Origin of the sequence: Pseudovibrio ascidiaceicola (assembly GCF_900114245.1) — a bacterium.
Taxonomy (GTDB): Bacteria; Pseudomonadota; Alphaproteobacteria; order Rhizobiales; family Stappiaceae; genus Pseudovibrio; species Pseudovibrio ascidiaceicola.
Genome location: NZ_FOSK01000011.1, coordinates 190,148 through 212,975, shown reverse-complemented (window position 1 = coordinate 212,975; position 22,828 = coordinate 190,148). Strand labels below are relative to the sequence as shown.

Here is a 22,828-nt window from a genome sequence, read left to right as displayed (position 1 = left end):
CGAGTGAACTGAACATCCTCTGGATAGTAGCCGGACCCGATAACAAGCTCGTTTACCTCAGAACCATCACCATGCACGTCGATGATCGTGTCAGCACCATCACCATATTCATAGACGTAAGTGTTCTCCTGTTCATCCGAAAATGTAGGTTCCGGAGAAGCCTGTGTTGAGAGCGCGGTCTCAACAAGACCGAAGTCAGGCGTATCACTGGGAGGAATTGAAGAAACAGAATCAGACATGACAACCTCTGAAAATAAAAATCACGCCATGACGCTGTCGCTAAAAATATTTGATTTCAAATATGATTTTACTCTCAATTGATTCAAAAAATTCCAACTACGTTCAATCGATGAAACTAACTAACCCTCATAAATCAACCACAGATTTAATTATATGCATTATGCAATTATAGATTTAAGAAACTAGTTTTTACTCCTATTGAGTGAGTTGTTTTCATCTTATTTTTTTCCAAATTTCGGTTGATATTATTTTTGCATGAGAACCACGATGAAAGGTCTTATGAGCACCGGTTAGTGCGTACGAACTAGCGGCATTCGGACTGCATCCCTCCCCACACACAACATTGTGGGGTGTGAGTGATTGTGGGATCTGGTAGAGTTTTGAGTGTGATTTGGATGGAGAGAGGCTGAGATATGGGTGATAGTGCGACACAGCCGGGGGCTTCGCGGTCTTTTCAGGAATTGGTGATCCTGGGCGTGCAGGTGCTGCTTGGGGTTGGGTTTATGGTGTTTAGTGCCTACGTGTTTTACGAGGCGGCACTGGCACTTTATAAACTGGATCTGGTGCGCATGGTTGGCGCTTACTTCCTGTTTTTCTGCACGGTTGGGCTTGGGCCGTTTTTCTGGCCATTTTCGTGGCCGTTTGGTGAGGGCCATTAAAGAGGTCCAATTTCCCCTAGTCCGCTTTGTATCTTATCTTTTGAGCGTATCCTTGTTTGAACGCCATGTTCATTCTGGTTGATACGCTCTTTCTTCGTCCTTCAGACCTCTTCCTTTTCCCGTACAGCATGATCGACACCCCAATCGCGCAGTGCGGTGATAATGGGGCGTAGAGTTTCGCCCTTTGGTGTGAGTGAGTATTCTACATGAGGTGGAACCACAGCGAAGACTTTGCGGGAGACCAGACCGTCGATTTCCAGCTCTCTCAGCTGCTTGGTCAACATGCGTTGAGTGACTGTTCCGACTTGTTTTTTTAGCTCACCGAAACGCTGTGTCCCTTCCATCAGGTGGTAGAGGATAACGCCTTTCCACTTGCCTCCAATCAGCTCCAGAGCAGCCTCTACCGGGCATCCCTGACTGCAATTGTATTGTTCGAAGCGTTGGTTTTTATCACTCATGCTCTAAGCCTTTATTTTTACGCGTAATCCTATCGGAAAACTGGAATCTCTTTTCGGGGCTACGCATTAGTATACTTCTTGTACCTATAGGCCAAAATTGTGCGTACTTGTTATTAATATAGCGACTATATAGGTTCTCTGCCAGCAAAACAAAAGAAAGGATTGCTCCCATGACCTTGACCATCGTCGCCAATATCCACGCAGCCAAAGGCAAGGAAGATCTTGTGAAAGCAGAGCTGGAGAAGCTGATTGATGTGACCCGCGCTGAAGCTGGTTGCCTGCAATATGATCTGCACGTGGACAATGAAAATCCCGCTCACTTCATGTTCTATGAGAACTGGGAAACACGTGAGCTGTGGCAGGAGCACATGAGCGCCCCTCATCTGGCTGCTTACATGGTGGCAACAGAGGGTGCTGTTGACGAGTTTACTGTGAACGAGATGACACGCATCTAACAGCTGCTACGAGTATTTTGCAGAGTCTTTCCAGTGTTGGGAGGGCTCTGCATAATTTTCTCGTGCATTGTAAAAACTGAAATATCCTCAGACTAATCCCAGCGAATCCCGCTGGTTACCTCCCTCTCTATGCGTTCTGCATTTTTCATTTCAGCCTCCAAAATCGATAGTTTGTAGAGCCCCATAACATTTTAAGCTTGAACTATCTCCCTTCGCAGATATCATTGTTTTAAGTTTAAAAAAGAATCTATCCAGACCAGATAAATACTTATCTCGCAGACGCGAGATGAGTCTGATCAATGTCGCCTGAATTACTATTATTTCTATGTATTCATGGCGGAGATATTACTGAGATAGATTGATAAATTTTCAAAATAAATAATCAGAGCTAAGCAGCCACTTTATTCTATTGATGAGGAGGGAAATTATGTCTGATCAAGTCTTGATACCGGAAGGTGCTTTGCAAGGTGTGACGCTTGTGGGAGAAGGCCTTAATGACAACACCAGCTGGAATGTTGTTGGCCATACATACACACCGAAAGTACTGACCGAGAACGTGTTTATCTGGCATGCAATTATTCCGGACGGAACCTTTGTGCCACCACACATTCATCCAACACAGGATGAGTGGATCACCGTATTGACCGGTGCGCTTGAGGTGGAGTTTGGGGAAGCCTGCCATAAAGCCGGACCAGGAGACACGATCAGAATGCCGCGCGGCATCGCACATGGAATCTTCAACCGCTCTGGCGATGAAGCAACCTGTGTGTTTGGTGTGGCCCCTTCCCGCAAGCTCTATGATCTGTTTGAGGCTTTGGACGGCGTGACAGATCCGGAAGAGCTTGTGCGCATCTCTGCACTTCATGAAGTCGACTTCCTACCGCCACCAGCAGAATAAGGGTGGCTGACATGGTGAAGAAGAAGAAAGTTGCTGTCATTGGCGGCGGCGTGAGCGGTCTTGCGGCTGCCAAAGCCTTTGACGAGCGAGGGCACCGGGTGTTCGGGTACGAGCGCACCCACGATTTCGGCGGGGTCTGGGAACTTTCCAGATCCTACCCGGGGGTACAGACCCAGTCTCCAAAAGATCTGTATTGTTATACGGATCATCCTATGCCCAAAGCATATCCGGAATGGCCCAAGGGGCCGCAAGTGCATGCTTATCTGCATTCCTATGCTCATAAACACAAGCTGCACCGGTTGTTCCAACTGAACACCTCAGTGCTATCCATGGACCGACGAGCGGATGGCCAGCCGGGATGGTCTCTAACACTGGATGCTGCGGGCCAGGTTCGTAAAGAAGACTTCGACTTTGTTGTCATCTCAACGGGTCAGTTTTCTGAAAAGAACATTATCAGCCATCCGGGACAGGACAGTTTTGAGGCGCAGGGCGGGCACGTCATGCACTCTTCCGACTATACCGATTCGTCCCTTGCCAAGGGCAAACGGGTGGTGGTGCTGGGTGGTTCCAAGTCGGCAACAGATGTGGCGGTTAATGCGGCGAAGAATGGGGCCTCTCAAGTGACACTGGTGTATCGTGAGCCGGTGTGGCGGGTGCCGTACTTTGTGGGCGGCATCAACTTCAAGCGGCTGCTTTACATGCGGGCGCAGGAGTTGCAATTCAACAGCTGGGGCAGAAATCCGCTGCAAAAGGCGATGGCTGCAATTGCAAAGCCGCTGATCTGGGTAAATTTCCGCGGTCTTGAGACGTTGCTGAAGCTTCAGTTGGGGCTGAAGAAGTGGGATATGGTGCCAAAGGTGCCGATTGAGAAGGATATTTCCTGCTCTATTCCCATTGTCACCCCCGGTCTGTTTGAAGGTTTCAAGAGCGGCATCATCAAGCCGGTGCAAGGCACCATTGATCATTATGAGGATGGTCAGGCAGTACTGACGAGTGGTGACAAAGTGGACTGCGATGTTTCGGTGCTTGCTGTGGGGTGGAAGCTGGGCATTCCGTATCTCGCAAAAGAGTATCGTGACAAGCTGATTGAAGAGGACGGGCAATATCGGACCTACCGTCTTTCTGTAAACCCGGACCTGCCAGAAATGGGGTTTGTGGGCTTCAATTCCAGCTTCTGCACAGTGCTTTCTGCTGAGATGATTGCCAACTGGCTGGTGCGCTATGCAGATGGGCAGCTGGAAAAGCAACCAACGGATGGACAGATGCGTCAGAACATTGACGAAATGCTGGATTGGCGACGGGATGACCGACCAGCTGCTCAGGTTTATGGCGGATTGTGCTCAGCTCCATTCCACTTCAAGCATTTTGATGAACTGCTGGAAGATATTGGAGCGGCCAAACGCAAGCGCAGTAATCCTGTTGCGGAGCAGTTCTCCTATCCCAATGCGCAGGCCTATGGGAGTTACCTTAAGTCAGCTCCGCAGTATTTTGCGCAATAACAAGATCGTGAGACGCCGTCATCCGTTAAGCGTAGGTCGCTAAATGGCTGTTTTTCGGCGAAAAGCTCAAGACGGTTCTCCAGAGCATTTGGTATGACCGAAGGTGCTGGAGAACCACTTATAAACGGCGGTCAGCTGCGTTTTAGTCAAACCGCTTGCAACATAACAATGCTGACATAACCATCGTGATCTTTGTGAACGCTCCACGCAACATTTTATCGATTATTTTAAAGCCTAAGCAACATGCCCCCGACATTGTCGAGAGATGAGAATAAATGGTCATCTGTCTGAGGAGTGTGTCTATGCTGGGTGGTGCACAACAACAACCTGAGAGTTCAGGAAATCAAGACGAGCTGAGCTGGGCGAAACGCGTGTTTCAAGAGCTGAGCATCAAGTTTCCGGACTCTGTGCAGCAGGCTGAGCAGATAGAAGCCAGCATGCCCAAGAGCGATGTGCTGAGCGTTGCCGACAACAAAGCCGTTGAAGCATCGATGGCGCAGATTGCTTCTGATAGTCCGGCCGCACACAAGACAGCTGACAGTCTGATCAAGAGCATAGTGACCGTCTTCACGCGGCTTGAAGGTGACGACGAGCTCAAAGGCATGATGGATGCCATGCAGGCTTATACAGGCGACAATCCGAAATACGGTGTTGTCGGTCAGCTGGGTGCTGGTGGTTTTACCAAGATTGTCGATGGTGCCAAGAAGGGCAAAGAAGATAGCGATGTGACAATCCGCGAAAAAGGTACTGCCTATTTCGATTTGTCCAACTCCCCTGCTTTCCGAAAGGCTATGGAGAAGATCTATCACTCCCCAGAACTTCAGGAGAAAATGAAAGACATCATCGACATCGATTACTTGCACAGCTTCAAGTTTGGCCGCCCTCGTGGCGCGGGACCGGACAGCACGGCTCCAGATGAGTTGAAGCTTTACACTTATCGGAACGAGAACAAGCAAAACGCCTCGGAGAACCCAGAGCTCTACGGCGAAGTGCCGGGCAGTGAACAAGTTGACGGACCCGTTCCGCAGAATGATGCACTGGCAGGTCAGAGCCTGACAGCGAACCAGCGGAAGTATCGTGAGCGCAGCAAGAAAGGCGGCGATGGTGCGTGGGCAACGGCTGCTGATCTGGAAGCGAACAAACGCCTGACAGAACGCGAGATTAATTTTGCGAAGACCAACCCGCGTAATCGGCACGACAGAGAAGACTACCAGTTCAAAGAAAACAAACCTGTCAAAGCCGGTGAGATGCCGAAGGACAAGGTTATTGTTGAACACCAGCCCGGCTTTTCTGTTTGGGATGTCAAAGACGGCACAGGCTTTGCCAAGGATGCGGACCTGCACAACAAACCAGCCGTTGCTGGTCCATCCGGTACCACAGACCGCTTCCTCACCGGTATTCGCTTGCTGGGTAAAGGGGTGATGAAGGAACTGGGGTTGGAAGGTGACAATGCCGAAAACCAGGTGAAAGAACTCGGCAGATGGCTGGCGACCGGATATCTGGTTGGCGATGAGCACCACTCTGCTGTTGAGGTGAATCTGGGTGCTGCCAACCACGGTTTGAAGCCTCAATGGGGTTCTGATCTTTATACCGAACCGTTCTCCGAGCCGATCAAGGGCAAGGGTTTTGAGATCTCCAGTGAGGCAGTTGTTGATCAGCTTGAGACCAAGCTGGAAACAGCCGAAGAGGATGCCGTGAACAGAGATGCCTACCGTTTTGATTTGGAAGGCGGCTCTAAAGGTACAGTCTCGCCGGATGGTAAGGTCAAGACTCCGCCGAAACCGAGCCGATAATCTGTTTTCCCTAAGAGATACCGCTTGAGATCTGGTGTTTGGGAACAGAAAATTTCATCAAAAAAGAAGCAGCTCAACCCCGTGTTTGGGCTGTTTTCGTGCCATCTCGGATTTAATCCTTAACATCCGTTAGGAGAATTTTAATGGAATCATTTCACAATGAGAACATAGGAAGAACATCGGGTGTTAGATTACTATGTCCAAGAAGTTTCAGTGGCGACAGCTTTGGAGAAATGTTCCGGATCACACTGTAGGGACAGGCGTTCTCAATACTGAGATGAGCATGCGGGTTCATCGCGAAGGTGATGATGAAGCGCGTAAGCCATGGCGGTGGGAACTGCATCACAATGGTGTTGTGTGCAAAGGTGACGTCAACGACAAGGTTGAGGCCATGCAAAAAGCGCAGGATGCTTATATCGCTTACCTGCGCTAATCCTTAGTTTTTCAATTTAAGGTGCGTGCCATTCCCTCACAATCGGGCGCATTTTTTGAAAATGCGCCTAACTGGTTGCAGCCACATCCTTGGTTTGTGTTGTGGCTTTTCTTGTGCCAGGGTTTTTTAGTGCAAAGACGATACTTCCCAGCACGATGAGAATGCCGACCCACTGGCGCACACCAAACTGCTCCCCCACCAGCAACTGACCGCATAAGACAGCGGATACCGGATTGACCAGAGACAGAAAGCCTATGGTTGTTGGGTTGAGCTGTACGATCCCCTTCAGCCAGTTGACCGATGCCAGGCCCATTCCCAAAATACCGATCCAGAAGAAGGCCAGTACCATGTTCAGGTCCGGCACCGGAGCGGCGCCTTCCAGCACAAGCGCGATTGGTACGGCGTAGAGACCGCCTAATGTGACGTGCCAGCCTGTGTATGTGACCATGCTGACATCTGGCCGGCCCCATTTGCCACTGAGGTAAACGCCTGTGAAGGTGCTCAGGCAGGCGGCCATTGCAGCGCCGATACCGATCCAATCCAACTCAACAGCGCCAAGTAGCAGCAAGCCGACACCGAACAGGCCGATAAGAGACGCAATGAGCTGACGGGCGACGGGTGTTTTGCCATCCAGAATCCAGATGTAAAAGATGATCTGCAAGGGCAATGTCGCCATGAGCGTTCCGGCCATTCCGCTTGGGAGGCGGAAAGCGGCAATGAACACAAAGAAGATCATGGAAAGATTGGTCAGGCCGATGGTCATCGCTCTCTTCACCCAAGGGCCTTTGAGCAAACCCGGAGCAAAAGCCAATAGCAGCAAGCCTGCGGGTAACAGGCGATAGACCACCATCCAGACAGGGTCTTCTGCGGGCAAGAGCAACGTTGTAACGGCGTAGGTGGTGCCCCAAATTGCGGGCGTAAGCGCCGTGCGCAGCTGAACAAGCATGTACTTCGACCTCAATTATCTTGATCTCAAATTAATTCGATATGATGCTTAGGATATATACGCAGAAGCGTCAAGTATCTTGATATCAAGTAATTCCTCTGCAATATAGCTTTGTATTGCTGCAAGCCAGATTATTGAGAATGACAATGAGTGATCACGTTGCACGCGTTGTGCGCCAGTGGAAGAGCGAATATCCTGAAGTTGATGCCAGCCCGATGTATGTGCTGGCGCGGATGATGCGTCTCAACATGCAGATCAACAAAGATCTTTCAGCCAACTTTGCGAAATTTGGTTTGGCGACGGGTGATTTTGACGTTTTGGCAACGCTGCGCCGAAGCGGTGAGCCTTATGCACTGCGCCCGACTGAACTGACCAGGTCCAGCATGCTGACCTCCGGCACCATGACCAGTCGCCTCGATAAGCTGGAAAAGCTGGGGTTGGTGTGCCGTAATCCTAATCCGGAAGATCGCCGGGCTCTGATGATCCATTTGACGGACAAAGGCCGCTCCCTGGTGGAGGAAGCTGCAGCGGCGCACTTTGAAATGGAAGCAGAGATGCTCAAGGTTCTGGACCCGCAGGATAGGAAGGCCCTTGAGGGTATTTTGGAAAGATGGAGCCACAGGCTGGAAGAAAACGGAACGATGTAGCCTGCGTTTAACTTGGGCAATGCAAGCTACTTCCCCGTATATCCTTCACACTCGCTCATCCATGAAAACTGGTAGTTGATCTTCACAGGTACGTGGTGTTACCCGTGGCTCAGTTTGGGGGTGAGCAGATCAGGCAGTGCTCGTTGACTTCGCACAGCCTGTCTGACTTTTGTTTTTGTTATCTCTTAGACCTAAGAGTTGCCGGAGAGGCAAGTGTTGAAGGCACCGCCCATTTCCTTGAGCAACTCGGTGTAAAGCTGCGGGCCTGAGTCCAGCGTTGATCCGAGTGGATCAAGTTCAGCGGAGTTAACTCCTGTCCCCTCTTTCAGCACAGCAACCATGCGCGGATTGAACTGTACTTCAGAGAAGACGCAGCTGACGCCCAAACCTTCCAGCTTCTGACGCACTTCAGACAGGCGCTTTGCTCCCGGCAGCACTTCCGGGCTGACTGTAACTGAGCCGACTGCATTGAGGTTGTAAGCCTCTTCAAAATAGCGGTAAGCATCGTGGAACACCACGAACGGCTTGGTCTGGAGATTCTTCAGGTCTGCTTTCAGTGCTTCAGAGACCTCAGTAATCTCAGCGGCTTCTGCTTTTGCATTGGCAGCGTACTTGGCCGCGTTTGCAGGATCAGCTTTTGAGAGGGTTTCTTCAATCTCATGCAGCATGGCGATCGCGTTTTGTGGCGACAGCCAAATGTGCATATCTACGGCTTCATCACCATGTTCATCGTGACCTGCATGCTCAGCATGTTCTTCATGTTCTTCATGCTCTTCATGCTTGTCGTGATCATGGTCAGCGTGATCTTCGTGTTTCTCATGATCGTGGTCGGCGTGGTCATCATGCTTCTCATGCTCATGGTCCGCATGGTCTTCGTGCTTCTCGTAGTCGTGATCCTCATGCGCCTCGTCAGCATGCTCGGCATGTTCAGCGGCACTTTCACCTGCATGGGCGCCGTGGTCATGGCCTTCAAAGTTGCCACCTTCACGGAAATTCAGAAGCGTCAGACCATGGGCCTCTTTCAGCGTCACGATCGTTGCGTTATCTGCGAGGTTTTCCAGCGGAGTTTCAAGGAAGCTCTCCATCTGAGGACCAACCCAGAACACCACATCTGCATTAGCAATTTTGCGTGCTGTTGAGGGGCGCAGGCTGTAAGTGTGCGGAGAGCCAGCACCTTCCACCACCAGATCAGGCGTACCGACGCCTTCCATCACGCTCGCCACAAGAGAGTGAATTGGCTTGATGGATGCCACTACATTGACCTCGGCCTGAGCCAAAGCAGGAAAGGATACACTTCCGGCAAGAAGACCGAGAATGCTTAGTGAACCTAAGAGATGCTTCATACGTCTCACAACCACTTTGTTATAATATTACATTCGATTTGTTACTTTATAACGTCACGTATTTTGGAGTGCAACGGCCTTTTTGTGATTTATTCAAGACTGGGCAAAACTCAAAATGACGGGGTAAATACCCTATTGATCTCAGCAGGTTCGTTCTGCACTTAGCCAGTAAACTGTTAGTTTTGCCTGATCCTACTGCCAAATTAACGAGATATCTGTTATATTGCCGCAAAATTTAAAGGACTTTCTATGGCCGAGATTAAGGATGAGCTGGACCGCAAGCTAATTGCCATCTTGCAGGGAAACGCTCGGGAGCCGGTGTCTTCTATTGCACGACGTCTGGATGTTGCCCGCTCAACAGTTCAAGAGCGCATTGCCCGGCTTGAACGCAAAGGCATCATTATCGGCTATACAGCTATTTTGGGAGACCAAGAGGATCAGAAGCGGGTTCAGGCACTTGTCATGCTCTCCGTTGCCCAGCAACGCTCTCGCGAACTGATTGCTCAGTTGGAGTCCTACCCTGAAATCCGCAGCTGTCTGACCATCTCCGGTGAATTTGATCTCTGCCTGATTGTTGAGCCTGACCGTCTGGAAGAGCTGGATGCTGTGCTGGACGAGATTGCTGCTATTCCAGGTGTTGAGCGCACGCGGTCCTCTATCGTGCTGACGAAGAAGTTTGAGCGACAACGACCATTCATGCCTCAAAATACCTATAGCCTTGAGAAATAACGGATCCTGCGTATTCGTCTAATTTGCCCATTCGATTTAAGTGGCATTTTTTGCGTGCCTTCCTTGGCTCGAATCGTGTGAGTACTGCACGGAAAATTCGGCATATTTACAATTTTAATGTCAATATGACATAGTTACCGTCATTTACACGAAATAAAACGTCATTTCGGCAAGTTGCCCCGTAAACTCCGGCAGTGTTTTCACGTAGACTCTTAGTCAATAGAAACAAGCTTGGAGGGGCTTATGAGCCGACATCATGTTGCTGTTGTGGGTGCAGGTAAGATCGGTGGGATGATCGCTGCACTGCTACAAGGTTCAGGTGATTATCAGATCAAGGTACTGGACCAGAGTGTGGAAGCGCTGAGTGCGCTGGACGTGCCGCATGTAACAACAGAAGCACTGGATGTGAGTGATCTGGGAAAACTCACAGGAGCTCTTAAAGGATGCGACGCTGTTATTTCAGCTGCACCGTTTTTCCTGACGCCGGTGATTGCGCAGGCCGCAAAAGATGCAGACTGCCACTATCTTGACCTGACCGAAGATGTGGCCAGCACTGCTGAAGTGGAGAAGATTGCAGAAGGCGCCAACAAGGCCTTTGCTCCGCAATGCGGCCTCGCACCCGGTTTTGTGTCCATCGCCGGTTATGATCTTGCAAAGCAGTTTGACAGTCTTGAAGACCTGCATCTGCGTGTGGGCGCCCTGCCCCGCTACCCGACCAACAAGCTGAAGTACAATCTGACTTGGTCAACCGACGGCCTGATCAACGAGTACTGCAACCCATGTCTTGCCATTGAGAACGGTGAGTTGACCAAGGTGCCAGCTTTGGCCGGTCTGCAGCATTTCTCTCTGGATGGCGTTGATTATGAAGCGTTCAACACGTCCGGTGGTCTGGGTTCTCTTTCTGAGACGCTGAAGGACAAGGTGCAGAGCCTGCGTTACCTCTCCATCCGTTATCCGGGTCACCGGGACATCATGGAGCTGCTGTTGAAGGATCTGGGCTTCATCAACAAACGCGATTTGCTGAAAGAGGTGATGGAAGATTCCATTCCGGTCACCATGCAGGACCGCGTGCTCATCTTTATCACCGCCACAGGTATGAAAGATGGCCGGTTCCAGCAGAAGTCTTATTCTCATGTGGTCAATGACCGTGAGATCATGGGCAAGCACTGGAGTGGTATTCAAATCACCACAGCGGCCAGCATCTGTGCCACGCTGGATCTGCTGATGGATGGCAGCTTGAACGCCAAAGGCTTTGTGAAGCAGGAAAGCATCAACCTGAATGACTTCCTCTCCAATCGCTTTGGCGGTCTTTACAACAACGGTGGGTCTGATCACGAAACACCGGGGCGTCAGATTGCAGCTTAATGCTGCTCGATTGGTCCCTTTCGCGATCATTGAGACAACAAAAAAGCGCAGCTTCATTTCTGAGGCTGCGCTTTTCTTTTAAACTTAGTTTCCCGGATTAATCGTCGCGAAGGCGACCTTTGATCTCGTCGGATAGTGGCAAGGTGACTTCGCCCAGCTTGCCATCTTCAAGGACCAGAACGCGGTCTGCACCTTCCAGCTCACTGGCGCGGTGAGAGACCATGAGGACGGTTTTGCCTCTGGTCATGGCGCGGAAAGATGCAAGCACCTTGTCTGCAGTGGCATGATCGAGACCTTCTGTCAGCTCATCCGCCACCCAGATTTCCGGATTACGCAGGTACGCACGAGCCAATGCCAGACGGCGACCTTCACCGCCGGACAGACCCAGACCACCTTCACCCAGATGGGTTTCCAGCTTTTCCTGTCTGCCTTCGACAAGCTCTTTCAAGCCAGCATGGGCCAGTGCTTCCCAAAGCTCTGCGTCGGTTGCATCTTCACGGGCAACGCGCAGGTTCTCTGCGATAGTGCTGTGGAAGATCTGCGTGCGCTGACCGACAACAGTCAAAGCAGCGCGCAGTTTGTCTTCTGCCATACCGCTCAGCTCAACGCCGCCAATCTGAATCGCACCAGATTGCGGCGTTTGCAAACGTGCAACGATAGCCGCGAGTGTGGACTTTCCTGCACCACTTGGGCCGATTACCACCGTGCGACTTCCAGTTGGCAGCGCAAGGTCGACACCGTCCAAAATAGCAGCTGCCTTTGGTGTGTAGGCAAAGTGGATGCCCTTCAGGTTCAAAGCGTCTTTGCCAACTTCAAATGAAGGTGTTTCAGAATTGCTGCGGGCGTTCTGAAGCGCTTCGCTGTCCTGGCCTACTGTGAGCAAGGACCGGACGCGGTCAGCTGCGCCTGACATCTTACTCCAGCTGCCTGCGCTGTTGGCAAGGGAGATGAGCAGCTCTGGCAGAGCCAAAGCAACGAAGGCGAACAGAGCGATGTGCTTCAGCTCCATTTGCCCTTGCTGATAGGAATAGGCCGCGAACAGGAAGGTGACAGCGACCATGACCTGGCTCATGGTGCTCACCACAGCCTGATTGCGCATGTCTGTCAGCTCGTTCTGCTCTTGCACATCATCCAGTTGGTTGACTGCTTTGAGTGCGGCAACACGCTGTTGCTCCAGACCGCCGAAGACGGAAAGGTCGCGACGTCCGCGCACTAGGTCCGAAACACGAACACGCAGAGCATCGCGGGCTGCATTAAGTTTGCGCGCCTGCGCCTTTTGGCGGTGACCGCCTGATTTTGCCAGAATAGTGAGGCCTGCTGCCTGAACAGCGCCCAGAGCGATCGACGCCATTGGGGAGTACTGCCACAGGATAACCAGTGTCAGACCAGTGATGATGGTTGCTGAGGCAAGTGGCACTACAAGACGCAGGAACAGGCCATCGAGCTGATCCACATCACTCACCACGCGGGAGAGCGCCGTCGCGGAGCGTTGGCTCAGTGTGCCATTACTTTCCCGGGCAACAAGACCGCGAAAAACGCCGGAACGCAGGTTCGCGAGAAAACGGAAGGTCGCGTCATGCGTGATCACCCGTTCAATGTAGCGACCGAAGATGCGCATGGAAGCATAAAGGCGGATGCTGCTTGCCGCAGATGAGGTGTTAAATGCAATTGCCCCAGCAGACAGGCCTGCAATAGCAGTTGCCGTAATGAAGTAGCCAGAAACGGCGAGCAAGGCGATGCCTGCGGCGGCGGGGAGGAACGCTAAAAACAAGCCGCCCCAGAATGCGAGCGGCTCTTCTTTTTGCAAAAGCCAGATGATGCGAAGGGACGATCTCATTGTTGTTCTCCTTCACGTTCATTCAGCTCAACCAGCACACCCTCTTTCAAGGTCAGTACACGGTCTGCAGAGCCGACAACGCGCGGATCGTGAGTTGCGACCAGAACTGGCTTGTTGTGCGCCAACTGCTTGAGAGCTGCGACAACTTTTTGTGCGGTTGCACCATCGAGATCAGCGGTTGGTTCATCTGCAATGATCAGTCGTGCATCCTCACGCAGAGCGGCTCGTGCCAGTGCAAAGCGGCGACGCTCTCCCAAAGACAAGCCTTTGCCGTCTTCACCGATCTGGCCTGAGAGGCCTCCCGGGATCTTGGCGAGCAGCTCATCAACTGCAGCAAGCTTCAATGCTTGTGTGAGTGTTGCATCGTCTGCTGATTGATCAGCCCGGCGCAGGTTGGCGCGTAGCGTGCCGTGGAACAGCTCAGGATTTTGAGAAAGGACAGAGATGGACTGTTGCCAGTTGGTCAGACCATAAGAGGTCAAAGGAAGCCCGCCATAAGCAATCTGGCCCTGATCGGCTGGTAAGAAGCCGAGAATGCAATCCATCAGGGTTGATTTACCGGTTCCACTCGGACCTTTGACAACGACCAGTTCCGGCTCTCCAAGAGACAGGTTAACGTCTGTGAGGATCTTGCGGTGGCCGCGGGAAACACTCAGGTTTCGGATCGTCAGCGCACCTGTTGCTGGCAGCGGCACAACATCAAGCCCAGTCCCAATGATATCTTCCTGACCATCGTCCTCCAATTGCTTTTGCAATTCAACGATATGATCTGCTGCTGCAATGCCTGCTGCGCGATCATGATAGGCTGCTGCAAAGGCTCTGAGCGGTGCAAAATACTCGGGAACGATCATCAGCACGAACAGGCCACCGGCCAGCGTGAGCGGAGAACCATATGTACCGAAGCTCCAGTCTCCAAGCAGGGAAAAACCGACGTAGATTGCAGTGATTGCAATTGCGGCGGCGCTGAACAGTTCCAGTGCAGTACTGGAGAGGAAAGCAATACGAAGAACGCGCATGGTAGATGTACGGAAGTCGCCACCCAGCTTGCGGATGTCATCTTCAGAGCGTTTAACCGCCCCGAACAAGCGTAGGGTTTCCATACCTCTGAGACGATCAAGCAGCAGCCCGCCCATATCGGCAAGAACACCGAGCTGGCGGTCACTGGCTTTTTTCGCGCGGATACCAACGATTGCCATGAAGACAGGCACCAGCGGGCCAAAGATGAGCAAGCACAGAGCTGCGAACCAGCTGACATAAGCGACGGACGCGATCAATACGAGAGGGACGAGTGAAAGGCGTGCCTGAATTGGGAGGAACCGACCTAGGTAGGGGCCGATAGCCTGAATGTGCTCTACCGCGATGGATGCGATTTTACCGCTTGCAGGCAGTTCGGTTGCCGGTGACAGGTTGGTCAGATTGCTCAGCAGGCTGGTTTCGAGCCTATGGCGCGCCTTTGAGGCTGCGCGAACTGCAATCTCACCGCCCTTGATGCGCAGAAAATGGCGGATCACGGCTAAAATTAGTATGGAAGCTGTTGCATAGAATGGATCAAGGCCCGGTCCGTGTGGATCGATCAGGCCAGCGATTGCCAATGCCAATAATGCTGCCTGCGGAATCCAAAGGAGTTCCGAGAGGCCTTGTAACATTGCACCGCGTTTCACCAGTTTCATTTCCGGGCGAACGGCATCCTGCAGCCAAACCTGACCCGCGGACTTTTTGCGTCCACGTTTCTTGGCGGGGGCATTTGCCTCCACAACGTCTGCATCGGATAGCTCTGTTACGTTTGCTAGATTTTCAGTCATTCCGCTTGTCCGGTTCCCTCTTCGCCGGGGCATCTGCCTGTAATTCATTTAGGTAATTTCCGAAAAAGCTCTTCAATTGCCTAGACTTGCTTGCGCAATGGAATCGACCCGTCCGGTCCATGATTGCAACACGCTCGTTAGAATTACTCCAGTTTTTTAATAAATCGCAACAAACTCAGAGGCGAAGACCCCCCAATTTGTATGGGACATAAGCGCACAGGTGCGCATATTGAGAGATCATAGGTGCCCCGCAGAGCGTTGCTTTGCCGAGGTTTACGGGGTTTTACCGAAGAGCTGCCACGATAAAAATCAAAATGGCTCATGGATCCCCGAGTTTTCGGGAATATTAACTGCTTTCCGCTAGGGTCCCCGAGTTCTCTTATAGCTCTCAGCCTACATCGAACTAACGAGTTGATATTGCTGAATAACAACAAAAAGGAGAGAACCTGCCATGTTTTGCTCTTTTCGCCGCCTGTGTCTGGCGGCAATTTGGGGCCTGGGCCTTGCCTCCTCATCCTTTGCCTCTGAAAAAGCCGGATTTACTGCAGAACGGGATGATGTGATTCCACCACTGGACATTTTCAAGACGATGGCCAGTGACCTGGAGCCAGAGGGCTGGATCACCTTCCAGACTCTGGACAACAAGCAGATCATCAACTTTGCACCCATCATGTCGCTGCGTTGCAGGCTGAAAGAAATTAAGTATTCGATCGACTCCAAAGATCTGGATAAGAGCTTTCCCATTCCTGATTGCGATCCTGAATACCCTTTCCGCGTGGAAGCACAGAGCATCCATAAGCCCTACATAATGGAGTTTCCTGGCGGGACAGTACAGGCTCTTGCAGTACAGCTGACGTGGGATGACGGAAGCACCAGCAAGATTACATATTATGAACCCTGCCGCGCGGTCGGAGCAGCTCCCTGCGCCTACCCTCTTGGCAGCAACGAATAAAAAAGGCGCTCCGAAGAGCGCCTTTCAAAACTGTTATCCCGAAGGCTTAGCCCATTGTTGGGATAGAGAATTCTGCACCTTCTTTCACACCTGAAGGCCAGCGGGATGTCACTGTCTTGGTCCGGGTGTAGAATTTGAAGCCATCTGGGCCATGCTGGTTCAGATCGCCGAAGCCAGAACGCTTCCAACCGCCGAAGGTGTGGTATGCGAGTGGCACAGGGATCGGAACGTTGATGCCGACCATGCCGATGTTGATGCGGCTTGCAAAGTCACGTGCAGTGTCACCATCACGGGTGTAGATTGCTGTGCCGTTGCCGTACTCATGATCCATTGGCAGGCTCAGAGCTTCTTCATAGGTTTCTGCACGTACAACAGTCAGAACTGGACCAAAGATTTCTTCTTTGTAGATGTCCATGTCTTTGGTTGCGTTGTCGAACAGGCAAGGACCAACGAAGTTTCCGTTTTCATAGCCCTGCAGTTTGAAGTCACGTCCGTCAACAACGAGCTTTGCGCCCTGCTCAACGCCGGAGTTCACCAAACCAAGGATACGCTCACGGGCCTGTGGGGTGATGACTGGACCGAAGTCAACGTCGTCGCCTGCAGTGTAAGGGCCAACTTTGAGAGCTTCAACGCGTGGGATGAGCTTCTCGATGAGGCGGTCTGCAGTTTCCTGACCAACAGGAACAGCAACGGAGATTGCCATGCAGCGTTCGCCAGCAGCACCGAAGCCTGCGCCAACCAGAGCGTCAGCTGCCTGATCCAAATCAGCATCCGGCATGATGAGCATGTGGTTTTTCGCGCCACCGAAGCACTGTACGCGCTTACCGGAAGCTGTACCGCGGGTGTAAACGTACTCAGCAATCGCAGTGGAACCAACGAAGCCAACAGCCTGGATGATTGGATCATCAAGGATCGCGTCTACGGATTCCTTGTCGCCGTTTACAACATTCAAGATACCGTCTGGAAGACCAGCTTCCTGCATCAGTTCAGCAAGCATCATTGGCACAGACGGGTTGCGCTCGGATGGCTTGAGGATGAAGGAGTTACCAGCTGCAATCGCAACACAGAACTTCCACATCGGGATCATTGCCGGGAAGTTGAATGGCGTGATGCCTGCAACAACGCCCAGTGGCTGGCGCATGGAGTACATGTCGATGCCAGGACCTGCGCCCTCGGTGAACTCACCCTTCATCATGTGTGGTGCGCCGATGCAGAATTCTGCAACTTCGAGACCACGGATCACGTCGCCTTTAGCGTCCGGGTGTGTTTTACCGTGCTCAGAAGACAGCTTGGATGCCAGCTTGTCCATGTCGCGGTGAAGCAAGGTTACGAACTTCATCATAACGCGAGCGCGGCGCTGTGGGTTGGTTGCTGCCCATGCTGGCTGCGCTTTTTCAGCGACAGCTACTGCTTCCTGCATTTCTGCTGCAGTTGCCAGAGCAACCTTTGCAGTTACTTCGCCGGTTGCAGGGTTGAAAACGTCTGCAGTGCGGCCGGACTTGCCAGCAACGCGCTTACCATTGATAAAATGACCGATCTCTTCCATGAGGTCCTCCCTCTCCAGGTCTATTCTTGCGGCCCGCAAACACATGCGTTTTACAGGTCTGCGAGCGAATTTCTTTATGCCCCTAGCATGAACTATATTTTTCGCATATCAATGAGATAATATTCGAAACCGTTGTGCAAAAATTAAAGTACAAGTCGTGCAACGTTTGGACTGGGAGCTATCAAAAAACATGAACTGGGATGATGCAAGAGTGTTTCTTGCTGTGGCACGCTCTGGACAGATTTTGGGCGCTGCGCAGCGGCTTGGCCTCAACCACGCAACGGTTGCCCGCCGTCTTTCCGCACTTGAAACTGCTCTGCAGGCCAAGTTGATTGATCGACGTACCACGGGATGTGCGCTCACCAGCGAGGGAGAGCGGTTCTTTGAGTTTGCTGAATCGATGGAAACGGAGATGCTTTCTGCCCGCGCCGAGATCGGCGGGACGGATGTGGAGCTTTCCGGTGCTGTGCGTATTGGTGCTCCCGACGGGTTTGGCGTGGCTTTTCTGGCGCCGCGTCTGGGTGCACTGAATGAGCGCTATCCAGATCTCACATTGCAGCTAGTGCCCCTGCACCGCGCCTTTTCTCTTTCCAAGCGCGAAGCTGATCTGGCAGTTACGGTTGGCCAGCCTGAACACGGACGTCTGGTAAGCCGCAAGTTGACTGACTACTCATTGGGTCTTTATGCCTCTCGCGCCTATGCCGAACGCTACGGGCTGCCGGAAAATGAGGAAGAGCTGAAAGAACATCGCCTGATTGGTTATGTGGACGATTTGATCTTTGCCTCTTCGCTCAACTACTCCGCAGAATTTTCCAAGGACTGGCAGTCTCGACTGGAATGTGCCAGCGCACTTGGCCAGACTGAAGCAGTACGAGCTGGTAGTGGGATCGGTATCCTCCACGGCTTCATTGCAGATGGTAATGACGATTTCGTTCCTGTGCTTCCAAAGCGGCGTATTTCGCGCAGCTATTACCTTGTCACCCATGAAAGCGCACGACACCTGCGCCGCATTAAAGCAGTTTCTGATTTCATTGGTGATTTGGTAAAACAGGAGAAAGATCTCTTTAGAAATCATCTGTAACGCTTTGAATTAGAATCCGAATTAAGCCTTCAAATTTATAAATTGTCATTTTTGATAATTTATAATATACAGTGCACACCACTTCCCGACTGTAACTTGAAGGCAAAATGAGATGATTGGTAAGCTTGCGGAATTCGTTGGCGTTCCTTTGATTGTTGTCGCCATTGTCGCGACCCTGCTTTACTTTGATTTTGGCGGATCTCTCACACAGGAAAGCCATGCAGCAGATGGCAAAGATCAGCAGGCTCTACTGGACACTCTTGCAGCGGATATCCCTTCCCTGCCTGTGATCAAGATTGAATTTCCGAGTCTTTACAAAGATCTGCAAAGCCAGATTGAGAAAGAGATTCAATCCGGGGCAAATGAGCGGGTGCTGGCAAAGCGTCTGCATGATTTGCTTTACCGCGCACTTCAGGTTTATCGCCCGCTGCTGAAATATGCTGATGACGATAAGATCATCACGGTCCTAAAGGCCAAACGTGCTCTCACCTTAAAGCTGAAGAAAAGCAAAGGTGAGCTGGTGTGCGCTCAAGTATTTTCCGGTTCCACTGGTGCGTTTCTGGACAGCTACGCCATGGTGGAAAGTGAAAGCACGCAGGAAGGGCTGGCGCTGTTCCAGTTGCTCGCTGATGCTCAAGTTAAAGCTAAGGACGACGGGCTCGTGATCCATTACACCGCAGAGCCTGCGCAGACAAAAGTGCGTGTGATTGGTAAGGCTACGGATAAGCCAACTGATGCGGATTTGTATCTGCCTGCGAACCCAGCATTTGATGCGTTGATGAAGGTGTATCCGATGGACTCCCTAAGCCGCATTTTCGCTGCAGATCCAACCGACAAACAACTGTGTGACAGTGAGGTCCGCCTTTACGATGCTCTTGTTGGCCTGCCCGCACCACATGGCCCTGTAATGCGCAAATACATTGTGGACTTGCTCTACTTCGCGGGCTACTAGCCAGCACACAGCAGTCACCAGATCCCACATAAACGAAAAACGCCGGCCTCAACGACCGGCGTTTTTATGTCTTTTATGAGAGATCTTAAGCCAGTTCTGCCAATGTCTGGTTGTAGTCACCAACCTCTGGGTTCTCGCGAAGAACTGCATCCATTGCTTTGAACATCTCGTGCAGGCGTACCTCCGATACCGGGCTTTCAACAACAACAACCAGTTCTGGTTTGTTGGAGGATGCACGGACAAGACCCCATGTTCCATCTTCACACACAACACGGACACCGTTCACGGTGATCAGATCAGCGATATCCTGACTAGATACCTTCGCGCCTTCAGCATGCATGGATTTGAAGCGCTCAACCACACGATCAACCACATCGTATTTGATCTCATCCGCGCATTTGGCGGCCATGGTTGGGGAGCCCCAGGTCTTCGGTAGATCGCGGCGCAGGTCAGCCATGCTCTTATTCGGATTGCGGTCCATCATATCCAGAATGGCAATCGCTGAGACAACACCGTCATCATAGCCACGACCAATTGGCGGGTTGAAGAAGTAGTGGCCGGACTTTTCAAAACCAGCAACAGCACCTAGTTCAGTTACACGGCGTTTGATGTAGGAATGGCCCGTTTTGAAGTAATCGGTCTTTGCACCATTGGCTTTGAGGACCGGATCGGTGTGGTACAGACCAGTTGATTTTACATCAACCACAAACTGGCTTTCCGGATGAAGGGCGGAGATATCGCGAGCAAGCATGACGCCGACTTTATCAGCAAAGATCTCTTCACCTTCGTTGTCGACCACACCACAGCGGTCACCATCCCCATCAAAACCCAGACCAACTTCAGCACCGGTTTCCAGCACCTTGTCGCGGATCGCATGAAGCATCTTCATGTCTTCCGGGTTTGGATTGTAGTTCGGGAAGGTGTGATCCAGCTCGCAGTCCAGCGGGATAACATCCACGCCCAGCGCTTCCAGAATGCGTGGTGCAAAGGCACCAGCAGTGCCATTACCGCATGCAACGACAGCTTTGATTGGACGCTTGAACTTTTCGCGCTCTGTGAGATCAGCGATGTAACGGTCAGTCAAATCAGGATGGTATTCGTAAGCTCCGCCACCACGCAGGTCACTGGCGCCTTCCAAAACGATCTCTTTAAGGCGGCCCATTTCTTCTGGTCCGAAGGTCAACGGGCGGTTTGCACCCATCTTCACACCAGTCCAGCCGTTGTCGTTGTGGGAGGCAGTGACCATAGCAACGCATGGCACATCTAGATCGAACTGAGCGTAATAAGCCATTGGAGACATAGCGAGGCCGATGTCGTGCACTTTGATGCCTGCCGACATCAGGCCGGTGACCAATGCCATCTTGATGGATGCGGAGTAGCCCCGGAAGTCATGACCGGTGACGATCTCAGGACGTACGCCAAGTTCATGAATAAGGGTTCCAAGTCCCTCGCCCAACGCCTGAATACCCTTCAGGTTGATCTCTTTTTCAAAGAGCCAGCGCGCATCGTACTCGCGAAAACCGGTCGGCTTGACCAACGGTGTCGTTTCATACGCCAAGGTGTTTGGCGTTAGCTGTGAAACCGGTTTAACTGACATATTCTCTCCTAGATAAGCTTCAGGCCACTGGTAATGCAGAGACGTGACGCTTTTATCAAACTCCGTTTGGTTGTGGGGCGCTCCCCCACCCAACGGTTTCAAATTCACGTTATACTCGCAGGATATCATCCTCGGCGATGTATGCGCCGGACTGGACTTCGATCATGCGAACCGGGATTTTTCCCGGGTTTTGTAGTTTGTGCCTTGCGCCAAGCGGGACAAAGACCGACTGATTTTCTGAAATCAGCTCATCTTTCCCATCAATGGTCACTTCCAGCGTGCCACTGACAACAACCCAGTGCTCCGCACGGTGGATGTGGCGCTGCAAGGTCAGGCCTTTACCGGGTTCGATCATCATGGACTGTACCCGGAAGCGCTCACCTTCTGAGATGCGCTCGCTCCAGCCCCATGGACGGTACACGCGGCGGTGTTGCACAGTTTCGGGCCGGTTTGCCTTATCCAGTTGCTCCACCACCTTCTTCACGTCCTGCGCCTTGTCTTTTGCGGAGACGAGGAGCGCGTCCTTGGTATTTACGACCATAACATCTTCAAGGCCGACAACACTGACGAGGGCATCTTCAGAATAAACGAGGCAATTTTTGGACTGTTCGAAGATCGCATCGCCTAAAGCCGAGTTACCCTCATCATTCTTCGCCATAGACTCCCAAATGGCAGGCCATGATCCAAGATCGCTCCAACCCGGATCGGTTGGAACGCAGGCGACGTTCTCTTCATTCTCCATAATCGCATAGTCAAAAGAGATGTTGCGCACCTGTGCGAAGGCTTCTTCTTCAAGCCGCAGGAAGTCCAAATCGCGTCGTGCATTTTGGGAAGCTAGGGCCACCTGCTCCCAAATATCTGGCGCATGTTTTAAGAAGGCATCACGCATGGCGGCTGCGGAATACATGAAGATGCCAGCGTTCCAGAGGTAATTGCCGTCTTTGAGAAACTCTTCAGCCGTTGCCAAGTCTGGTTTCTCGACAAAAGTATCTACTTTGCGGACGGAAGCCCCGCCTTCACAGAGTTTGATATAGCCATAACCGGTGTTGGGTTCACTTGGCTCAATACCAAATGTGACGATCTGGCCAGCTTCCGCGGCTGCGTGAGCGGCATCAACGGCACACAAGAACTCCTTGTCATCAGCAACCAGATGGTCCGACGGCAACAGAAGGACAATTGCATTTTTATCTGTTTCAAGCGCCATAAGTGCAGCGAGTGCAGCGGGGGCTGCCGTGTTTCGTCCGCATGGCTCCAATACGATAGCTTGTGGCTCTATCCCAAGTTCGGCCATCTGCTCGCCGATCAGAAAGCGGTGGTCTTGATTTGAAATAACGAGCGGCGCACGGAACTGCTCTGATCTGACACGCTCACATGTCTTTTGAAAGAGACTTTGACCTGAGAAGATTGGCAAGAATTGCTTTGGCCTTTCTCTACGGGACAGAGGCCAGAGGCGAGATCCAAACCCACCCGACAGAATCACAGGTGTGATTTTGCTCATGCTATTGCCAGTCATATTTTCAGGATCACTTTCAAACAAACGAATAGACTATTCGTAAACTTAGATGTTGCAGCCCAAAACCCTCAAAACACGTGGAG

At 51.8% G+C, this 22,828-nt stretch carries 21 protein-coding genes; 12 read left to right on the top strand and 9 right to left on the bottom strand.

Annotated elements, in window-relative coordinates:
• Positions 1 to 239, bottom strand: a 239-nt coding sequence (locus tag BM231_RS20115) for a hypothetical protein (RefSeq protein ID WP_139226377.1), incomplete at its 3' end; no start/stop codon positions are given.
• Between the two features lie 414 nt (positions 240 to 653).
• Between BM231_RS20115 and BM231_RS20110 the strand changes: the two genes are divergently transcribed.
• The gene (locus BM231_RS20110; RefSeq protein ID WP_093522171.1) at positions 654 to 899 is read left to right on the top strand and encodes a hypothetical protein; all 246 of its coding nucleotides are present in this window, start codon (positions 654 to 656) and stop codon (positions 897 to 899) included.
• A 101-nt stretch (positions 900 to 1,000) separates the two neighbouring features.
• Here the strand turns inward: BM231_RS20110 and BM231_RS20105 are convergent, their stop codons facing one another.
• Complete coding sequence (locus BM231_RS20105; protein WP_093522169.1) at positions 1,001 to 1,357, bottom strand: winged helix-turn-helix transcriptional regulator; 357 nt, start codon at positions 1,355 to 1,357, stop codon at positions 1,001 to 1,003.
• Positions 1,358 to 1,527: 170 nt separating this feature from the next.
• Between BM231_RS20105 and BM231_RS20095 the strand changes: the two genes are divergently transcribed.
• From BM231_RS20095 to BM231_RS20075, 5 genes are all read left to right on the top strand, one after another.
• Positions 1,528 to 1,812, top strand: a complete 285-nt coding sequence (locus tag BM231_RS20095) for a putative quinol monooxygenase (protein ID WP_093522165.1) — start codon at positions 1,528 to 1,530, stop codon at positions 1,810 to 1,812.
• A 427-nt stretch (positions 1,813 to 2,239) separates the two neighbouring features.
• Complete coding sequence (locus BM231_RS20090) at positions 2,240 to 2,710, top strand: cupin domain-containing protein (protein WP_093522163.1); 471 nt, start codon at positions 2,240 to 2,242, stop codon at positions 2,708 to 2,710.
• An 11-nt stretch (positions 2,711 to 2,721) separates the two neighbouring features.
• The gene (locus BM231_RS20085; RefSeq protein WP_093522201.1) at positions 2,722 to 4,209 is read left to right on the top strand and encodes a flavin-containing monooxygenase; all 1,488 of its coding nucleotides are present in this window, start codon (positions 2,722 to 2,724) and stop codon (positions 4,207 to 4,209) included.
• Between the two features lie 302 nt (positions 4,210 to 4,511).
• Positions 4,512 to 6,002, top strand: a complete 1,491-nt coding sequence (locus BM231_RS20080; RefSeq protein ID WP_093522162.1) for a type III effector — start codon at positions 4,512 to 4,514, stop codon at positions 6,000 to 6,002.
• 196 nt (positions 6,003 to 6,198) lie between these two features.
• Entirely contained in the window at positions 6,199 to 6,435 is a 237-nt protein-coding gene (locus BM231_RS20075; RefSeq protein ID WP_057465945.1) for a hypothetical protein, read from the top strand.
• 67 nt (positions 6,436 to 6,502) lie between these two features.
• Here BM231_RS20075 and BM231_RS20070 read toward each other — a convergent pair whose 3' ends face one another.
• The gene (locus BM231_RS20070; protein ID WP_093522161.1) at positions 6,503 to 7,381 is read right to left on the bottom strand and encodes a DMT family transporter; all 879 of its coding nucleotides are present in this window, start codon (positions 7,379 to 7,381) and stop codon (positions 6,503 to 6,505) included.
• Between the two features lie 140 nt (positions 7,382 to 7,521).
• Here BM231_RS20070 and BM231_RS20065 point away from each other — a divergent pair, with 140 nt between their 5' ends.
• Positions 7,522 to 8,028, top strand: coding sequence for a MarR family winged helix-turn-helix transcriptional regulator (locus tag BM231_RS20065; RefSeq protein ID WP_093522159.1), 507 nt, complete (start codon positions 7,522 to 7,524; stop codon positions 8,026 to 8,028).
• A gap of 191 nt (positions 8,029 to 8,219) precedes the next feature.
• Here the strand turns inward: BM231_RS20065 and BM231_RS20060 are convergent, their stop codons facing one another.
• On the bottom strand, positions 8,220 to 9,371 hold the full coding sequence (locus BM231_RS20060; RefSeq protein WP_093522157.1) for a zinc ABC transporter substrate-binding protein: 1,152 nt from the start codon (positions 9,369 to 9,371) through the stop codon (positions 8,220 to 8,222).
• 249 nt (positions 9,372 to 9,620) lie between these two features.
• Here BM231_RS20060 and BM231_RS20055 point away from each other — a divergent pair, with 249 nt between their 5' ends.
• Positions 9,621 to 10,100, top strand: coding sequence for an Lrp/AsnC family transcriptional regulator (locus tag BM231_RS20055; RefSeq protein WP_057465942.1), 480 nt, complete (start codon positions 9,621 to 9,623; stop codon positions 10,098 to 10,100).
• Positions 10,101 to 10,343: 243 nt separating this feature from the next.
• The gene (locus BM231_RS20050; RefSeq protein WP_093522155.1) at positions 10,344 to 11,465 is read left to right on the top strand and encodes a saccharopine dehydrogenase family protein; all 1,122 of its coding nucleotides are present in this window, start codon (positions 10,344 to 10,346) and stop codon (positions 11,463 to 11,465) included.
• 97 nt (positions 11,466 to 11,562) lie between these two features.
• Here BM231_RS20050 and cydC read toward each other — a convergent pair whose 3' ends face one another.
• Positions 11,563 to 13,302, bottom strand: a complete 1,740-nt coding sequence (cydC, locus tag BM231_RS20045) for a thiol reductant ABC exporter subunit CydC (RefSeq protein WP_093522153.1) — start codon at positions 13,300 to 13,302, stop codon at positions 11,563 to 11,565.
• On the bottom strand, positions 13,299 to 15,104 hold the full coding sequence (cydD, locus tag BM231_RS20040) for a thiol reductant ABC exporter subunit CydD (protein WP_093522151.1): 1,806 nt from the start codon (positions 15,102 to 15,104) through the stop codon (positions 13,299 to 13,301). Before cydD ends, cydC begins: the two co-directional genes overlap by 4 nt.
• Positions 15,105 to 15,555: 451 nt before the next feature.
• Between cydD and BM231_RS20035 the strand changes: the two genes are divergently transcribed.
• Entirely contained in the window at positions 15,556 to 16,056 is a 501-nt protein-coding gene (locus tag BM231_RS20035) for a hypothetical protein (protein WP_208860527.1), read from the top strand.
• A gap of 46 nt (positions 16,057 to 16,102) precedes the next feature.
• Here the strand turns inward: BM231_RS20035 and BM231_RS20030 are convergent, their stop codons facing one another.
• Positions 16,103 to 17,602: a CoA-acylating methylmalonate-semialdehyde dehydrogenase gene (locus tag BM231_RS20030; RefSeq protein WP_063311923.1), complete on the bottom strand. Its 1,500-nt coding sequence runs from the start codon at positions 17,600 to 17,602 to the stop codon at positions 16,103 to 16,105.
• A 190-nt stretch (positions 17,603 to 17,792) separates the two neighbouring features.
• Between BM231_RS20030 and BM231_RS20025 the strand changes: the two genes are divergently transcribed.
• Both BM231_RS20025 and BM231_RS20020 read left to right on the top strand, forming a co-directional pair.
• Positions 17,793 to 18,683: a LysR family transcriptional regulator gene (locus BM231_RS20025; protein WP_063288218.1), complete on the top strand. Its 891-nt coding sequence runs from the start codon at positions 17,793 to 17,795 to the stop codon at positions 18,681 to 18,683.
• A gap of 112 nt (positions 18,684 to 18,795) precedes the next feature.
• Complete coding sequence (locus BM231_RS20020) at positions 18,796 to 19,635, top strand: hypothetical protein (protein ID WP_093522149.1); 840 nt, start codon at positions 18,796 to 18,798, stop codon at positions 19,633 to 19,635.
• Between the two features lie 85 nt (positions 19,636 to 19,720).
• On the opposite strand, the gene BM231_RS20015 is transcribed toward BM231_RS20020, so the two are convergent.
• Together BM231_RS20015 and BM231_RS20010 are read right to left on the bottom strand one after the other, a co-directional pair.
• On the bottom strand, positions 19,721 to 21,232 hold the full coding sequence (locus tag BM231_RS20015; RefSeq protein WP_093522147.1) for a phosphomannomutase/phosphoglucomutase: 1,512 nt from the start codon (positions 21,230 to 21,232) through the stop codon (positions 19,721 to 19,723).
• Between the two features lie 109 nt (positions 21,233 to 21,341).
• A complete protein-coding gene (locus BM231_RS20010; RefSeq protein ID WP_208860526.1) occupies positions 21,342 to 22,745 on the bottom strand; it encodes a mannose-1-phosphate guanylyltransferase/mannose-6-phosphate isomerase in 1,404 nt (467 codons plus the stop codon).
• Positions 22,746 to 22,828 lie beyond the last annotated feature (83 nt).

Excerpts from the sequence above, each read along its gene's own strand:
- BM231_RS20080 (WP_093522162.1), top strand. The coding sequence starts at position 4,512 with ATGCTGGGTGGTGCACAACAACAACCTGAGAGTTCAGGAAATCAAGAC.
- BM231_RS20050 (WP_093522155.1), top strand. The coding sequence starts at position 10,344 with ATGAGCCGACATCATGTTGCTGTTGTGGGTGCAGGTAAGATCGGTGGG.
- BM231_RS20090 (WP_093522163.1), top strand. The coding sequence starts at position 2,240 with ATGTCTGATCAAGTCTTGATACCGGAAGGTGCTTTGCAAGGTGTGACG.
- cydC (WP_093522153.1), bottom strand. The coding sequence starts at position 13,302 with ATGAGATCGTCCCTTCGCATCATCTGGCTTTTGCAAAAAGAAGAGCCG.
- BM231_RS20105 (WP_093522169.1), bottom strand. The coding sequence starts at position 1,357 with ATGAGTGATAAAAACCAACGCTTCGAACAATACAATTGCAGTCAGGGA.
- BM231_RS20110 (WP_093522171.1), top strand. The coding sequence starts at position 654 with ATGGGTGATAGTGCGACACAGCCGGGGGCTTCGCGGTCTTTTCAGGAA.
- BM231_RS20095 (WP_093522165.1), top strand. The coding sequence starts at position 1,528 with ATGACCTTGACCATCGTCGCCAATATCCACGCAGCCAAAGGCAAGGAA.
- BM231_RS20030 (WP_063311923.1), bottom strand. The coding sequence starts at position 17,602 with ATGGAAGAGATCGGTCATTTTATCAATGGTAAGCGCGTTGCTGGCAAG.
- cydD (WP_093522151.1), bottom strand. The coding sequence starts at position 15,104 with ATGACTGAAAATCTAGCAAACGTAACAGAGCTATCCGATGCAGACGTT.
- BM231_RS20055 (WP_057465942.1), top strand. The coding sequence starts at position 9,621 with ATGGCCGAGATTAAGGATGAGCTGGACCGCAAGCTAATTGCCATCTTG.
- BM231_RS20085 (WP_093522201.1), top strand. The coding sequence starts at position 2,722 with ATGGTGAAGAAGAAGAAAGTTGCTGTCATTGGCGGCGGCGTGAGCGGT.
- BM231_RS20015 (WP_093522147.1), bottom strand. The coding sequence starts at position 21,232 with ATGTCAGTTAAACCGGTTTCACAGCTAACGCCAAACACCTTGGCGTAT.
- BM231_RS20060 (WP_093522157.1), bottom strand. The coding sequence starts at position 9,371 with ATGAAGCATCTCTTAGGTTCACTAAGCATTCTCGGTCTTCTTGCCGGA.
- BM231_RS20025 (WP_063288218.1), top strand. The coding sequence starts at position 17,793 with ATGAACTGGGATGATGCAAGAGTGTTTCTTGCTGTGGCACGCTCTGGA.
- BM231_RS20020 (WP_093522149.1), top strand. The coding sequence starts at position 18,796 with ATGATTGGTAAGCTTGCGGAATTCGTTGGCGTTCCTTTGATTGTTGTC.
- BM231_RS20065 (WP_093522159.1), top strand. The coding sequence starts at position 7,522 with ATGACAATGAGTGATCACGTTGCACGCGTTGTGCGCCAGTGGAAGAGC.
- BM231_RS20010 (WP_208860526.1), bottom strand. The coding sequence starts at position 22,745 with ATGACTGGCAATAGCATGAGCAAAATCACACCTGTGATTCTGTCGGGT.
- BM231_RS20070 (WP_093522161.1), bottom strand. The coding sequence starts at position 7,381 with ATGCTTGTTCAGCTGCGCACGGCGCTTACGCCCGCAATTTGGGGCACC.
- BM231_RS20075 (WP_057465945.1), top strand. The coding sequence starts at position 6,199 with ATGTCCAAGAAGTTTCAGTGGCGACAGCTTTGGAGAAATGTTCCGGAT.
- BM231_RS20035 (WP_208860527.1), top strand. The coding sequence starts at position 15,556 with ATGTTTTGCTCTTTTCGCCGCCTGTGTCTGGCGGCAATTTGGGGCCTG.